Genomic DNA, 14668 nt, shown 5'->3' on the forward strand with positions numbered 1-14668 from the left:
CCCTTTTTTCTGTTCAATTAATTACGTTTTATAATTTTCAATAATGTATCTAATATAATTTTGATATCAGTAACAACACCATGCTTACGGACATACTCTACGTAGTAACGCTGTTTAACCGGCAGTATATGGTCTATGTAGGCCTGTCTCGGGTCGGGGTAATTAGCTAAAATTTCGTTTTCATCAACCATTTCAATTGAAGCGCGATCGGTTATCCCCGGGCGCACAGACAACACCTCTTTTCGAACACTGTCAGGATAACAGTCAATAAATTCCTGTACTTCCGGCCGTGGCCCTACCAAACTCATTTTGCCAGTCACCACATCAATTAACTGTGGTAATTCGTCAATTTTTGATTTGCGCAAAAAATGGCCAGAGCGGGTAATCCTGCTATCTTTACCGACCGTCAATCGGCCTGATGTTTCCGCATTAACCCGCATGGTTCTGAATTTATGGATCCGGAATTCTTTACCGAAGCGTCCAACTCGTTGTTGGCGGAAGAATACCGGACCGGGTGAGTCCAGTTTAATCCAGATGGCGATTACAATAAGTAATGGCAGCAATAACAATAAGCCAACTGTCGCAAAAACGATATCAAACAGCCGTTTAAGCATGTCTTAACACCTGCCTCACTGCGGCAATTACTCTGGCCTGATCATCAGCGGTCATCTTGGTATACAAAGGCAATGAAACTTCTTGCTCAAAAATACGCTGCGCGACCGGAAACATTTCCGGTGTCAATTTATAGGTATCACGCCAGTATGGGTGTAAATGCAATGGAATAAAGTGCACCGAACAGCCAATACCTAATTCAGCCATTTGTTCAATAAATTTACCGCGCTCCACGCCCGCTTCCGGTTTTATTTTTAAAGGATACAAATGCCAGGCATGAATATCATCCCCTGGGGCTGTTGCCGGTAATTCCACAGGTAAATCAGCCAACGCTTCATGATAAACCGCTGCCATTTGTTCACGCTTAATCTGAAAGTCAGGCAAGCGCTTTAACTGATGAATACCAATAGCGGCAGCAATATCTGGCATGTTGTATTTAAAACCCGGTGCCACTACTTCGTAAAACCAGGCAGGCTTTGTTGAAACATAGCGATCAAAGGCATCGCGACTTATCCCATGCAACCGCATTACTTTACAACGCTTGGCAAGTTCGGCATTACGGGTAACAACCATACCTCCCTCGCCGGTAGTCATGGTTTTATTAGCATAAAAACTAAAAACCGTAATATCACTTTCAAGGGCACCAATCATTTTCCCTTTATAACGGGTTGGTAAAGCATGAGCGGCATCTTCTACCACTTTTATGTCGTGCTTTTTGGCGAGCGCAATAATCGGGTCCATATCGCACGCAAGGCCAGCAAAATGTACTGGCATAACCGCTTTGGTTTTGTCCGTAATTGCTGCAGCAAAGGTATCAACTGTCATATTAAACGTATGGGCATCGACATCAACCATTACCGGTGTCGCGCCAAGGTAACGGACAATTTCAGCAGTGGCGGTGAAGGTGTAAGTTGGTACTATTACTTCATCACCAGGCCCTACTCCAACCGCCTCAAGTGCCAGATGCAAACCAGAAGTTGCAGAGTTGACAGCAATAGACTCCAGCTCAGAGTCACCTAAGAAAATACTGAAATCAGCTTCAAACTGTTTAGCTTTAGGCCCGGTAGTAATCCAGCCAGATCGCAGAGAATGAGCAACTTCGTTGATTTCCTCTTCACCAATTTCCGGCAAAGCGAATGGAAGAAATTTATTTGCTGACATAGAGCCTCAAAACATTAGAAATATTTAATTAAACGCAACATTTGCCGGCCGTCCGGCTGGGTAAACTCACTTTCAATCTGATAACCAGCCCGCTGATAAAAAGCTACTACGTTATCGTTGCCAAATTTATCAGTTGTTAAAAAAAGTGCTGGCAACTCGGCCGCTTTTACTTGTTGTTCATAATCAGCCAGCAACGCTTTACCAACCGCTTTACCTGCCATGTCGGGCGAAACAGCAATACTGCTTAGCAACGCGACATCTGACAAACTTGCTGGCCGATCACCTTTATAAAAAGCAGCATAATAAAGCTTTTTTACAACAATTACCGGGTTTTTCAGCATGCCTGGAATGGCCCTTAGCAAAAAACTAAACCACTTATCTTTACGCAACTGTGAAAAAAACAGTTGCGGAGCACTCGTCCCGGCTGCAAATCCAACAATAGTGTTTTCCGAAGATACAGCCACCCGCAAAATGCCATGCTGGCGATGTAAAAAAGCACGGTACAAACCACGAAGAAATGATGGGCCTAACATGGTTAGAAAAAAACCGTTAAAAGCAGCCAGATGCACCGCCACTATCGCGTCCACGTCCTGTTCTGTCGCCTGACGTATATCCATATCAATTTACTGCCTTGTTAATTACATCATCTAACTTTGCATAATTTGTGGATGCAGAAAGTTGCTTCAGATAAAAACGGCGGGCATTAGCTCCCATTTCAGGCCACCTGGCGCGCTGTGCCAGCAAAGTTTCAATTGCATCGGTAATGCTGGCAACATTTTGAGGCTCTGCTATCTCACCAGCTTTAGCCTCGCTAATTAACTGGTTTGCCTCACCGCCAACGGCCATTAGCAACGGTTTACCCATTGCTAAAGAAGACTGGGTCTTAGAGGGAATCGTTATCCTGAATAAAGGGTCTTCACGCAGATGCACGACTAAAATATCAGCCTGTTTTAACACACCAATAATTTTGGCCGCCGGCACATAATCACCAATTATCACGTTATCAATAGCGCGCCTGGCAATATATTGTTGTAACTCTTCCTTTTCAACCCCGCCACCAATTAACGTCAGCACAACGTGTCTTTTATCAAAGTTAGCAACTGCATCAATGACCGATTTCAAGGACTGAGCCGCGCCCATATTACCTGCATACAAAAAATTGGCCGGACCATAAACATCAGGTATCACATTACCAGGCTCGGCCAATACTTCAGAAATTCTTAATTCTTCAGGGCACCAGTTATAAACCAGATTAAGCTTTTCTGCCGCAACCCCCCGTGCAACTAACGCCTGGCGGAATCCTTCCGAGAGCACCACAATCTGTGATGCTTTACGATAAACCAGCCTACACCAGCGGTCGACCAGTCTTAGTAATAGGCCATCCTGATTCATACCGGTTGCCGCCAGCGCGTCTGGCCATAGATCCTGTACATCAGTTACAAATGGCACACCTCGAAGCGCACGCATTAGTATACCAATAACACCAGTGGTCGATTGCGGATGATAGGTATAAACCAAATCTGGCTTTTTTTGAAATAGCACAGCGGCTAGTGCCATAAAGGTATAGCTCAGATAACTGGCAGCCCGGGATAACTTTGACTTAGAATGCGAAATATGAGACCACAGCCGAGTTACTTTGACGCCGTCTATCATCTCAGTACTACGCAACTTTACTTTATAACCATCAAATACTTTACCCGTTGGATAGTTAGGGAAAGTTGTCAAAACTTCAACCTCATGCCCCTGGGCCACCCAATGTTTCATCAGTGCCAACCCTTTAATGGAATACTCAGGATCGAATAGCTGACTGATAAACAAAATTCGCATTAATACTGCTTCCAGACCACCCGCATTACATAGTCACGGTAACTGTGGACTATCCGCACTACCTTGTCAGAGACATTAGGCATGCTGTAATCGTAAACGGGCCGTAATAGCCGCTCAGTACCACCAGGCTGAGAATCCAATATGTTTAGAGCCTGAAACACACGCTCTACTTCCAGGCCTGTCATCATTACCGATGCTTCTTCAAATGCCTCAGGTCGCTCATGCGCTTCGCGAATATTCAGCGCCGGGAAGTTCATAATCGACGACTCTTCACTAATAGTACCGCTGTCAGACAAGACGGCTTTGGCAGATTTTTGCAGTTTGTTGTAGTCATGAAAGCCCAACGGTTTTAGCAACTGTACAAGCGGGTTAAAACTGATGCCCTGCTCTTCAATACGTTTACGGGTACGCGGGTGGGTGGAAACAATAACTGGATAACCATACTTGTCGGCCAGGCCATTTAAAATAGCGGCTAACTTGTGCAGGTTCTTTGGTGAATCTACGTTTTCTTCACGATGCGCACTAATGACAAAAAACTCACGCTCCGTTAACGCCAAACGCGATAACACATCCGAGCCATCAATTTGCGGCATATAATGGTTCAGTACCTCAAACATCGGGCTACCGGTTTTAATCACCCGATCGGCCGGTATACCTTCTGCCAGCAAATAATCACGGGCAATAGTGCTATAGGTCAGGTTTATATCGGCGGTATGATCAACTATCCGGCGGTTAATTTCTTCAGGCACCCGCATATCATAACAGCGGTTACCGGCTTCCATATGAAAGGTAGGGATTTTACGACGTTTCGCCGGGATCACCGCCATACAGCTATTGGTGTCACCCAGAACCAGCATGGCATCGGGATTGATCTCTGCCAGTGCTTTATCCACCGCAATAATGACATTACCTATGGTTTCTGCACCACTACCACCAGCGGCGTTTAAAAAATAATCAGGCTTACGGATCCCCAGGTCGTCAAAGAACACCTGGTTTAGCTCGAAATCATAATTCTGGCCGGTATGGACAATAATATGTTCGCAGTGCTTATCCAGTGCTGCCAATACGCGCGATAAACGGATAATTTCCGGCCGGGTGCCGACTACGGTTACAACTTTTAGTTTACTCATTTTTTTATACCTTGTAAGCCACTGTATCGGGCCGCTCCCGGTCAAAGTTTTCATTTGCCCACAGCATTACTACTAATTCATCATCACCAATATTTGTAACGTCATGTGACCAGCCAGGCACTGTCTCAACCACTTCAGGCTTGTCACCAGACGTTACAATTTCAATCACTTCATCTGTAACAATATGTCTGAAACCAAAACGAGCAATGCCCTTAATAACTAAAAATTTCTCGGTCTTGACATGGTGATAATGACCGCCTCGGGTAATACCGGGGTGTGCGGTAAAAAAAGAAAACTGACCAGAGTCACGTGTTTTAAGCATCTCTACAAAACAGCCGCGTTGATCTTCATGCTTTGTCAGATCATAATTAAATTTATCTGGTGAAATATAACTTATATACGTCGCATAAAGCACCCTGGTAAAACCGTCACCGACAGGCTCAGTGATCAGGTTCTCCCTACTATCACGGAATTTATACAGTTGCTCAACTAACTCACCTAGTGTCACTTTATAAACCGGTTCTACATTTACATAGAGTTTATCTTCTGGTCTTTTGTAAAGCATTTCTACGAAGGAGCTAACCACAGAACCAATATGTACCAGTGATAATTCTGTCGCCGGGTTATTAACCTGAATAGGTAAACCACGGCTAATATTATGACAAAAAGTTGCTACCGCAGAGTTATAGTTAGGCTTGCACCATTTACCAAACACATTTGGCAAGCGATAGATATACACTTTATTGCCTGTTTGCAAATGTAAATTTAGTAAATGCATCTCAGCTTGCAGTTTACTTTTGCCATAGGCATTAAGCCGCTCGGCCTGAGTTGAAGAGCTAAGCACTATAGGTATCTTACGGCCAGAGTTCTTAATCGCTTCACATAAGGCGGCTGTTAAATCAGCATTGCCAATAGCAAACTCATTATCGTCAACAGGCCTGTTAATACCAGCAAGGTGAAATATAAATTCAGCTTGGTTGACGAGTGCCTGAAGTTGCTCAGTAGACGTGTTTCGGGTAAATTTAAGCAACTCTATATTGGCATTACGCATTAGGCTAATACATAGGTTTTTACCAATAAAGCCATCTGCGCCGGTTACTAAAACTTTCATTTGTTAGTCCTCTGCTGTCGCCTGTTCGCCGCGGGCTATCGCCTGTATAAAATCTAACTTTAGTAATAGTTTCTTCATACCTGCAACATCCAGCCGCTCGGTATTATGCGAATTATAATCTTCCAGCTCACTGATTTTCTGATCGCCCTGGTCAAAAAACTTACCATAATTCAAATCGCGATTATCTGGTGGCACCCGATAATATTCACCCATATCTATAGCGCAAGCCATTTCTTCGCGGCTTAACAGGGCTTCATATAGTTTTTCACCATGGCGGGTGCCAATAATATTGACCGGATGGTCTTCGGTATTCATCAGTTGCAATAACGCCTTGGTCAGCACTTCTATAGTGGCTGCGGGGGCCTTTTGCACAAAAATATCACCGTTATCACCGTGCTCAAAGGCGTAAAGTACTAAATCGACGGCATCTTCAAGCGTCATCATAAAACGGGTCATTTCAGGATCGGTGATAGTTATAGGCTTACCGGCCCGAACCAGGTCCACAAATAACGGAATAACTGAGCCGCGCGAGGCCATCACATTACCGTAGCGCGTACCACAAATAACCGTTTTAGCCGGGTCCAGGTTGCGGGCCTTAGCGACCATCACCTTTTCCATCATGGCTTTAGATATACCCATAGCATTAATCGGATAAACTGCTTTGTCGGTACTCAAACACACAACCCGCGAGACACCGTTAACAATGGCAGCTTCTAATACATTTTCGGTACCAATAACGTTAGTTTTTACCGCTTCCATTGGGTAAAACTCGCAACTGGGTACTTGCTTTAGCGCAGCTGCGTGGTAAATAAAATCTACGCCACGGGTCGCATTTAACACACTGTTATAATCGCGGACATCACCGATATAAAACTTAAGTTTTGGATGATTATACTTTTTACGCATATCATCCTGTTTCTTTTCATCCCGACTAAATATACGGATTTCACCGATATCAGTTTCCAAAAAACGATTTAGAACTGCATTCCCAAAAGAACCAGTTCCTCCAGTTATTAATAGAGATTTACCTGAAAAAACCATTATTACACCCTAATCCTTTTATCTTCAAAAAACCATAAAATAAGCATTGCAAAAAAATACGAGATTGTATCGATAAAACCAAAAACCTGATTATTTGCAGGAATAAATATGAAAAAAATAACAAGCAATGGCATCAAAGCAGAACCGTAAAAACTCTTTTGATAAATAATTGAGCACCAAACTCTAGAAAGTAAGAACCCAAATAAAAACATCACCAACGACACACCTACAAAACTAACATCATTAGCCACTTGACCATAAAAACTATGCCACATAGCCTTCTCATCCCAAAATGATGAAACTCTCGCCTGAAATGTTAAATCTGATACATCAATACCGAAAATTATCAAAAGTTGGTTCTGTAGAAAGTGGGAGCTACCAAAGCCATACGTCCATATCCAATCTTGGCCAAGGGCCAGAGAAAAACCGTAATATCCCTGTACCAAATATGAAGATATCCAGACCAACGAATATAAGTAAAAACCGTAAAATGAATCAAGAGCAGGAGTTAGAATATTAATAGATATATCACCTAGTGGTGATATATTATTAAAAAACTCAAAGCCGCCTCCCCTAAGGGACATTATATAACCGAAAAAACCTACTGGTATGAGAAGAACAAAAAATAACATCACTAAAACACGAAGCATTCTGACTTCGCCACGCATTAACTTAACAAAAAAAAGAGAAACAAAACTGAAAATAATAAAGTAAAATAAAATACTGTTAATACCACCGGCTAGAGATGGAGACACGAACAGAAAGCAATAGATAAAAAACAAAACCTTTTTAACTAAACTTAGATATTTCCAAAAGTAAATCGCGTAAAAAATAAAAAGAAATTTAAAGAACATAAAAAAAACTGAAGTAACGTTGATAAGCCTAGATGTACTATAAAGTCCAGAATTTATTATCTCTAGCCTTTCTATGTATACCTCAGCAGGAGAGCTTATACCTCTTGCTACCTGCGCAAAAATATCAACAGGGATTAACGATGTTCCCAACATTACATTTTTATAAGTTATGAGACACGCCAGAGTTGCAAAAGCAAAAATAAAGTAAAACCTTAAATTATCAAATGAAAAATTAAGACGACAAACATCTTTGCTATAACCAACACTCGCCAGATAGTAACCAACAATGAAAGACACATGATACAACAACATCAAAATAACGAAAACTTCAAAATTATGTACTTTAAAACTCAGGGGACCAAAGAAAAATATTAGAAGCGTTGAAATCAAATAAAACTCAACAACAAAAAGTGGTATAAATTTCTTTGACAACATCAGCCTGGCCCAGACATAAAGTCGTCAGCACGCCTCTTGATTTTGTCAAGATGCGAATTATGTAGAGAAATATCCGGAGAAAAATTTTTTCTGTATAAAAAAATATTTTTCAAGTTAAATAAAGATCTGATAGAAAATATGTAAAAAGAAAGGTTAAAAATCTTATTTAGATACCGATTTGATAAATTAAAAAGCCATGCTCGATTTATCAAAACCAACTTTTCGAAATAACTATTAGAACTAGATATAAGATAATTATAAATATTTAACTTATCTTGCACGAATCTTTTATTCGCAACTATATACACAGAGCCTGAAGTTCTTCTGTAATAAACAAAAACCTTGTTAACTAATTTAAAATCAGAATCTGGCGACACTTCAGAAATGGCTATTTGTATTGGCCAGTCTTCAACTACATCATATTCACTTAAAAAGTTCAAAACATGATTAGAAACCATTAGCTCTTTTTTATAAATTATATTCGGCGCATTATTAACACTTAAATATTTAAACCTTTGCAGTAAAGGCCTGCCTTCGTAACAATACTGACTGGAAACCATCCCATAAAACTCACTTAAATTAAGATAGAGTTTTCTGTCGGAAAAATGCAGAGGAACCCCGGACACAATAGACGAGGAGTTAAAACTAAATGCGTGCGCAAAGATATTTTCAAAAGAATAAATGTCATCACCAGCAGTCATTTTAAAACTGTCAACATCACTTCGAAGAACTTTAATCATATTGACAATGCTTTTACAAGTGCCAATATTCTCCGGATTGTATAATTTATCAACATTTCTAAATAATGTAGAGTTACTCTCAAGCCATCTGTCTATAAGAAGTTTGCTTGAATCCCGAGAACAGTCATCGTTGATGACAATATCAAAAGTTATATTAGCCCCATGGTTTTCTATTAAGTACTTTATACTTTCAAGATGTTCAATAATGTAGTGCTCGTGATTAAAAACCAGAACAAAAAATGCAAATTTTCCATTACTTTCGCGCATTAAACTTTGCCTTAAAGTAAGAGTAAAATACCCGTAAAGATTTAAATCCTACCATCTTATAACCGGTATATAAAAATTGTAACTTCCACATCAGGCTACGAGACTCATCAATAGCGTCTTCCGAGAAACCCCTCTCAGCTGTATCAATATCCAACTGGTATTTAGCTAATTTATCAGTCACTACAGATTTTACCCATCTCCCTCTATAAATAGCACCACCTTTACTATAATTGTAAGGATATATATCAGGGCTTCCGCTCTTTACTGAAAAAAAACGTTTGCCGTCACCAAACGTCCTGTAGCTACCAAAAAGCTCCCAAGCCCATGGATTATCATTTACTCCGGTGTATTTAATAAGGTCAGCTTTCCTCCATATTGCAGGTGAAGAGTTTAACCTGTAATCACTATAATCCTTCAATTCTACAATGCAATCATCAAAACTAGAAACCGAAGTTGGTTCTACATTTGTGTCAACAAGATAAATTGAAGCTATTTCAGGATGAGCTTTCATTACGTCAATTAGCTGCCCGATCTTTAGATTGCTGACATGCTTTTCAAGAATGAAATCATCAAAAGTCAGTAAAACATAATCTGTTTCGACAACTGAAAGCGCTGTTAACAATCTGTGGCCCCAGGAATTATGAACACCAGGTTCATAATTACTTACTTTTACTGGAAATTTATAATCAGTTTTTTTCTCAGTATTAATCACAATGGGATAAGGACAGGAAGGCCAATAATCATAAAAAGCAGCAAAGAAAAGTGATAAAACATCAGAATATGAATCACAAGTACATACAACAACTGTTAAATCTGAGTTCAAAACAGTTTTATTAGTCGCGTTCATAATTTACCGCCAGCCATTTTTTTAAATTTGTCATTTTGAGATATCAGTTGATTATAGGTACCAAAAGCAACAACTTTACCGGCTTCAATGTAATATATTTGATCACAATTGCGTATTGTGTTAAATCGATGGGCTATCATTACAATCGTTTTAAGCCCTGCCATATTAGCAATTGACTGCATGATCTGCTCTTCCGTTACGCCATCAAGCGCACTGGTTGCTTCATCAAAAAATAGATAATCAGCGTTATTATATAGAGCTCTCGCTATAGCTATTCTCTGGCGCTGACCACCTGATATCTGTACGCCCTTTTCTCCAACTTTTGTATCGAAACCTTCAGGGAGAGACATTATCCAGTCAGTAAGTTGAGCCATGTCTGTTGCACTGCGCAACTGAACCATGTCAATATCTGATGTTTTCAAACCAAATGCGATATTTTCACTTATAGTTCCATCTTTAATTAAAGACATTTGTGACACGTAGCCTATACCGTTCCTCCAAAGTCTTAAGTTATGTTTGTTTAATTCACTATCACCAATTAATAACTTCCCAGAATCAATCGACAACGAACCTATAAGAATATCAAGTAAAGTTGATTTTCCTGAACCAGAGGGGCCGACGATGCCAATAGTGGATTTAAGAGGAATTTCTAAAGATATATTATCTAACGTATTATTTTCACTGCCTTTATATCTAAAAGATATATTTTCAAGCTTTAAAGAACCAACTAATTTATCATCTGAGAAAGACTCAATAGGTTTATCTTTTCCTGTGTTTGCGTTTCGCAAATCGTCTTCAAGAGATCTAAATGCAGATATGTTACTTCTCAATTGTGCGGCACCGCTGTATACCTGCTGAAAAGACGGAAGCAACTTAAACGCAGCTATACCAAAAACACCCAGTATTGGCAAAACAGAAGACAAATCAGAATCATACGTTTTTAAAAGCAACAAAATTAAAGCAACCATTGAACTATATACTACGAACTCCATAAAGTATCGAGGCATATTATATAAACTATTGCTTGAACCATATGAGGCTGCGAAAACTTTACCGCTTTTCTCAAATTCTCTAATAAAATAATGCTCTCTTCCAAGTATTTGCAGCTCTTTTATTGCGCCGAACCCTTCATTCATCAATGTGAATCGCTTTCTGGAATATTCACTTATTAATTTACCATTAACTGCCAGTCTATTTTTCACTATCGAGAAAAGGATAAAATATGCGACGCACAATACTGTTACACCGACTATCGCAACCATTGGATTGTATATAAAAACAAAAATAGATATAAAAAGAATGGTTGCTAATCTTGCATTTATTTGGACAAGCGGCTGCAAAACATTGTCGGTTACACGGTTTACTTCTGTCGCAATTTTCTTTACGAGGTTAGCGCTATTGATGGTTGTATAATGTTGATAGTCCATCCGAATGTAATGTTCATAAAGCCGGTCTCCAAACTCTGAACCTACATTCGCAGCATACATTGACAACTTCCAGATTGTCACTATAGACGTTATAGCAGCTGAAAACATCAGTACAAGTACGCCTAGCCCTACATAAAATAAAAATTCAATATTATTAGTTGCTCCTGAAATAATGTACAACTTGTTAATTATTAAATTTGACTCTACCAAGTCAATATTACCAACAATGGCCATAAATGGGCCAATAGAAAGCACAGATAAAACTTCGAATATTGCCGAAATAATTACTAGCACTTGCAGTACATACAACTTTTTCCTTTGTTCAGGCGTCATTACCTGAATCAGATTTTTTATTAGATTTAACATTTGAAATTATTTACACATTTTATAACCATTAATACATCTTCAGCAGACATAACAGGGCTAATCGGTAAACTAAGTACCTCGTTATGAATATCAGTAGTAATTGGCAAATCTAAATTTGCTAAACTTCGATACGCTTGTTGCTTGTGCGGGGGGATTGGATAGTGAATAACCGTTTGAATTCCTGACTCCAACAAATGTTGCTGTAACGCCAGACGGTTCTTAGTCCTGACTACAAAAAGATGAAAAACATGATGACTTAAGTTCTCCACAGTGAGATCAACATCTATCGGTAAACAAATTGCCGAGTTATTTATACCGTTCGCATAAGCGATTGCAATCTCCCGACGACGCTGCATCTCAATATTTAAGTACTTTAGTTTCACTCTCAGTAAAGCTGCTTGCATTTCATCTAAGCGGCTGTTGACACCTTGATACAGGTTTTCGTATTTTTTGTGGCTGCCGTAGTTTGCCAGGGCACGAACAGTGATCGCCAATTCGTCGTCGTTGGTCGTTACGGCGCCAGCATCACCCAATGCTCCCAGATTCTTTCCCGGATAAAAGCTAAACCCTGAGGCATGCCCCCAGTTGCCGGCTTTTTTGCCTTCTACTTCTGCACCATGCGCTTGAGCAGAATCCTCTAACACCAGCAGATTATGATCTGTTGCAATAGACATAATTGCAGGCATGTCAGCTAACTGACCATACAAGTGCACAGCAAGAATAGCTTTTGTTTTGTCAGTGATCGCTGAACGAATATTATCAGGACAAATATTGAAAGTTAGAGGATCGGGCTCGACCAAGACTGGTTTTAACCTATTTTCAGTGATGGCGAGAATGCTGGCTATATAGGTATTTGCCGGGACAATTATTTCATCACCGTCTTTTAGCTTACCTAGTTCTTTCCAGGCACGAAAGACTAGAATTAGTGCATCCAGTCCATTTGCTACACCAATACAGTGCCTAGCACCACAATAGTCTGCAAAATTTCGTTCGAATTCTTTAACCTCTTCACCCTGAATGTACCAACCTGAATCGATTACACGGGTAGCAGCGGCTATCATTTCTTCACGATAAACTGAGTTTACCTGCTTTAAACCTAAAAATGGGATCATTCTAAAAACCTGATAATTTTTGCGGGATTTCCAACTACTACCGCTTTAGCTGGAACATCTTTAGTTACAACGGAGCCAGCGCCTATCATAGCTGACTCACCTATAGTTACACCGGGCAGTATTGTTGAATTCGCACCAATACTTGCAAAATCATTTACCTTTATACCAGTAAAGTTTTCTGGGTATTCTTTTGATCTAGGGAATAGATCGTTAGTGAAAGTAACATTTGGACCAATAAAAACATTGTTACCAATTCGAGTACCGTCCCATAACTGCACTCCAGACTTAACTGTAACGTTGTCACCAATAACCACATCACCTTCAATTAAACACTGCGCACAAATATTACTATCTTTACCTATAGTGGCACCGGTGAGTATTACAACAAACTGCCAAATTTTTGTGCCCTCACCGATATTGCAATCGGCAACATCGGCAAGTTTATGAATAAAACTCATGATTTAACCTGTTCTAAAAACAACTGATAATCGCGAATATAGTCTGCTTCATCGTACACTTCGCTCGCAACAACAAGAAAAACACAATCCTTACTAAAGCCATACATTTCGTGCCAAACCTTAGGCTCTATTCTAAGTGCCCGGTCAGGCCCTTGTAATTTCACCCTTTCCTTTTTATACCCGTTGTCTAATAAAACCTCACAGCTACCCGCAACACAAACAGCTAGTTGTTCAAGCTGATGGTGAGCATGAAAGCCACGTGGCATATCAGAAGAGAGCGAAGTTAAAAAATAGATACGCTTTATATCGAAAGGAATATTTTTCCTAGCTTCTATTATGGTTAGGTAACCTCGTTCGTCACCCCGTTGCTGAAGTTCTACCCATTTAACAAGACTCATAACTTTCCTTTCGCAACTTCAAGTAAATATTGCCCATAGCTATTTTTACACATTAATTTTCCAGCCTCCATCAACTGCTCTTTGCTTAGCCAGCCGCGGTTATAGGCAATCTCTTCCAGGCAAGCAACTTTATAACCTTGTCGTTTTTCAAGCGTTTCAACAAATTGTGCAGCTTCTAATAAACTTTCGTGAGTACCTGTATCGAGCCAGGCAAAACCACGACCAAGCAGCTCTACATTGAGATCGTTTAACGCCAGGTATGCGTTATTTATGCAAGTTATTTCTAACTCTCCTCGATCGCTAGGCTCTACTTGCTTCGCAATATCAATAACACGGTTATCATAGAAATACAGGCCGGTTACTGCGAAGTGAGATTTTGGCTTTTTCGGCTTTTCCTCAATAGAAATGGCTTTCTTATCAGCATCAAATTCTACCACACCAAAACGTTCCGGATCTTTTACCTGGTAACCAAAAACCGTCGCACCCTTGCCGTCTTTCGCTTTTCTAACCGCCTCTATAAGTTTTGGTGTAAAACCCTGGCCGTAATAAATATTGTCGCCTAAAACCAGGCATACATCGTCTTCGCCGATAAACTCTTCACCTATGATAAAAGCTTGAGCCAAGCCGTCCGGACTTGCTTGTACTGCATAAGTCAGATTAATACCGAACTGGCGACCATCTTTAAGTAAACGTTGAAAGGCAGCCTGATCTTCTGGTGTAGTGATAATTAAAATATCACGAATACCCGCCAACATCAGAACAGATATGGGGTAATAAATCATTGGCTTGTCATAAATAGGTAATAGCTGTTTAGAGACCCCCATAGTAATCGGGTATAAACGGGTACCTGAACCTCCGGCTAAAATAATACCTTTCATAGTT

General features: G+C 40.1%; 15 protein-coding genes. All 15 read right to left on the bottom strand.

Annotated elements, in window-relative coordinates:
- Window positions 1-17: 17 nt before the first annotated feature.
- The 15 genes from B2Q61_RS15495 to rfbA are packed head-to-tail and all read right to left on the bottom strand — an operon-like array spanning window position 18 to window position 14664.
- Window positions 18-614, bottom strand: coding sequence for a sugar transferase (locus B2Q61_RS15495; RefSeq protein WP_290617397.1), 597 nt, complete (start codon window positions 612-614; stop codon window positions 18-20).
- Entirely contained in the window at window positions 607-1773 is a 1167-nt protein-coding gene (locus B2Q61_RS15500) for a DegT/DnrJ/EryC1/StrS family aminotransferase (protein WP_290617399.1), read from the bottom strand. The genes B2Q61_RS15495 and B2Q61_RS15500 overlap by 8 nt, the downstream gene beginning before the upstream one ends.
- 14 nt (window positions 1774-1787) lie before the next feature.
- Window positions 1788-2390: a GNAT family N-acetyltransferase gene (locus B2Q61_RS15505; RefSeq protein ID WP_290617401.1), complete on the bottom strand. Its 603-nt coding sequence runs from the start codon at window positions 2388-2390 to the stop codon at window positions 1788-1790.
- A gap of 1 nt (window position 2391) precedes the next feature.
- Window positions 2392-3600 carry a glycosyltransferase family 4 protein gene (locus B2Q61_RS15510; protein WP_290617403.1) on the bottom strand — a complete coding sequence of 403 codons (1209 nt, stop codon included), beginning with the start codon at window positions 3598-3600 and terminating at the stop codon, window positions 2392-2394.
- Window positions 3600-4730 carry a non-hydrolyzing UDP-N-acetylglucosamine 2-epimerase gene (wecB, locus tag B2Q61_RS15515; RefSeq protein WP_290617405.1) on the bottom strand — a complete coding sequence of 377 codons (1131 nt, stop codon included), beginning with the start codon at window positions 4728-4730 and terminating at the stop codon, window positions 3600-3602. The genes B2Q61_RS15510 and wecB overlap by 1 nt, the downstream gene beginning before the upstream one ends.
- Before the next feature lie 4 nt (window positions 4731-4734).
- On the bottom strand, window positions 4735-5841 hold the full coding sequence (gene wbjC, locus B2Q61_RS15520) for a UDP-2-acetamido-2,6-beta-L-arabino-hexul-4-ose reductase (RefSeq protein WP_290617407.1): 1107 nt from the start codon (window positions 5839-5841) through the stop codon (window positions 4735-4737).
- A gap of 3 nt (window positions 5842-5844) precedes the next feature.
- On the bottom strand, window positions 5845-6882 hold the full coding sequence (locus tag B2Q61_RS15525) for a polysaccharide biosynthesis protein (RefSeq protein WP_290617409.1): 1038 nt from the start codon (window positions 6880-6882) through the stop codon (window positions 5845-5847).
- A gap of 2 nt (window positions 6883-6884) precedes the next feature.
- The gene (locus B2Q61_RS15530) at window positions 6885-8171 is read right to left on the bottom strand and encodes an O-antigen polymerase (protein WP_290617411.1); all 1287 of its coding nucleotides are present in this window, start codon (window positions 8169-8171) and stop codon (window positions 6885-6887) included.
- Window positions 8171-9178, bottom strand: a complete 1008-nt coding sequence (locus tag B2Q61_RS15535; RefSeq protein ID WP_290617413.1) for a glycosyltransferase family A protein — start codon at window positions 9176-9178, stop codon at window positions 8171-8173. Before B2Q61_RS15535 ends, B2Q61_RS15530 begins: the two co-directional genes overlap by 1 nt.
- Entirely contained in the window at window positions 9165-10025 is an 861-nt protein-coding gene (locus B2Q61_RS15540; protein WP_290617415.1) for a hypothetical protein, read from the bottom strand. The genes B2Q61_RS15535 and B2Q61_RS15540 overlap by 14 nt, the downstream gene beginning before the upstream one ends.
- A complete protein-coding gene (locus tag B2Q61_RS15545) occupies window positions 10022-11785 on the bottom strand; it encodes an ABC transporter ATP-binding protein (protein WP_290617417.1) in 1764 nt (587 codons plus the stop codon). Before B2Q61_RS15545 ends, B2Q61_RS15540 begins: the two co-directional genes overlap by 4 nt.
- 26 nt (window positions 11786-11811) lie before the next feature.
- Window positions 11812-12930, bottom strand: coding sequence for a DegT/DnrJ/EryC1/StrS family aminotransferase (locus B2Q61_RS15550; RefSeq protein ID WP_290617419.1), 1119 nt, complete (start codon window positions 12928-12930; stop codon window positions 11812-11814).
- Window positions 12927-13388, bottom strand: a complete 462-nt coding sequence (locus B2Q61_RS15555) for an acyltransferase (RefSeq protein WP_290617421.1) — start codon at window positions 13386-13388, stop codon at window positions 12927-12929. Before B2Q61_RS15555 ends, B2Q61_RS15550 begins: the two co-directional genes overlap by 4 nt.
- Complete coding sequence (locus tag B2Q61_RS15560) at window positions 13385-13786, bottom strand: sugar 3,4-ketoisomerase (protein ID WP_290617423.1); 402 nt, start codon at window positions 13784-13786, stop codon at window positions 13385-13387. The genes B2Q61_RS15555 and B2Q61_RS15560 overlap by 4 nt, the downstream gene beginning before the upstream one ends.
- Window positions 13783-14664 (bottom strand): glucose-1-phosphate thymidylyltransferase RfbA, encoded by an 882-nt coding sequence (gene rfbA, locus B2Q61_RS15565; RefSeq protein WP_290617425.1) that lies wholly within the window; start codon window positions 14662-14664, stop codon window positions 13783-13785. The genes B2Q61_RS15560 and rfbA overlap by 4 nt, the downstream gene beginning before the upstream one ends.
- Window positions 14665-14668: the final 4 nt, after the last annotated feature.

Origin of the sequence: Arsukibacterium sp. UBA5043 (genome assembly GCA_002415085.1) — a bacterium.
Lineage (GTDB): Bacteria > Pseudomonadota > Gammaproteobacteria > Enterobacterales > Alteromonadaceae > Alishewanella.

Coding starts and splice junctions, on each gene's coding strand:
- B2Q61_RS15510 (WP_290617403.1), bottom strand. CDS start 3,600: ATGCGAATTTTGTTTATCAGTCAGCTATTCGATCCTGAGTATTCCATT.
- B2Q61_RS15545 (WP_290617417.1), bottom strand. CDS start 11,785: ATGACGCCTGAACAAAGGAAAAAGTTGTATGTACTGCAAGTGCTAGTA.
- rfbA (WP_290617425.1), bottom strand. CDS start 14,664: ATGAAAGGTATTATTTTAGCCGGAGGTTCAGGTACCCGTTTATACCCG.
- B2Q61_RS15505 (WP_290617401.1), bottom strand. CDS start 2,390: ATGGATATACGTCAGGCGACAGAACAGGACGTGGACGCGATAGTGGCG.
- B2Q61_RS15500 (WP_290617399.1), bottom strand. CDS start 1,773: ATGTCAGCAAATAAATTTCTTCCATTCGCTTTGCCGGAAATTGGTGAA.
- B2Q61_RS15560 (WP_290617423.1), bottom strand. CDS start 13,786: ATGAGTCTTGTTAAATGGGTAGAACTTCAGCAACGGGGTGACGAACGA.
- B2Q61_RS15555 (WP_290617421.1), bottom strand. CDS start 13,388: ATGAGTTTTATTCATAAACTTGCCGATGTTGCCGATTGCAATATCGGT.
- B2Q61_RS15540 (WP_290617415.1), bottom strand. CDS start 10,025: ATGAACGCGACTAATAAAACTGTTTTGAACTCAGATTTAACAGTTGTT.
- B2Q61_RS15495 (WP_290617397.1), bottom strand. CDS start 614: ATGCTTAAACGGCTGTTTGATATCGTTTTTGCGACAGTTGGCTTATTG.
- wbjC (WP_290617407.1), bottom strand. CDS start 5,841: ATGAAAGTTTTAGTAACCGGCGCAGATGGCTTTATTGGTAAAAACCTA.
- wecB (WP_290617405.1), bottom strand. CDS start 4,730: ATGAGTAAACTAAAAGTTGTAACCGTAGTCGGCACCCGGCCGGAAATT.
- B2Q61_RS15550 (WP_290617419.1), bottom strand. CDS start 12,930: ATGATCCCATTTTTAGGTTTAAAGCAGGTAAACTCAGTTTATCGTGAA.
- B2Q61_RS15530 (WP_290617411.1), bottom strand. CDS start 8,171: ATGTTGTCAAAGAAATTTATACCACTTTTTGTTGTTGAGTTTTATTTG.
- B2Q61_RS15525 (WP_290617409.1), bottom strand. CDS start 6,882: ATGGTTTTTTCAGGTAAATCTCTATTAATAACTGGAGGAACTGGTTCT.
- B2Q61_RS15535 (WP_290617413.1), bottom strand. CDS start 9,178: ATGCGCGAAAGTAATGGAAAATTTGCATTTTTTGTTCTGGTTTTTAAT.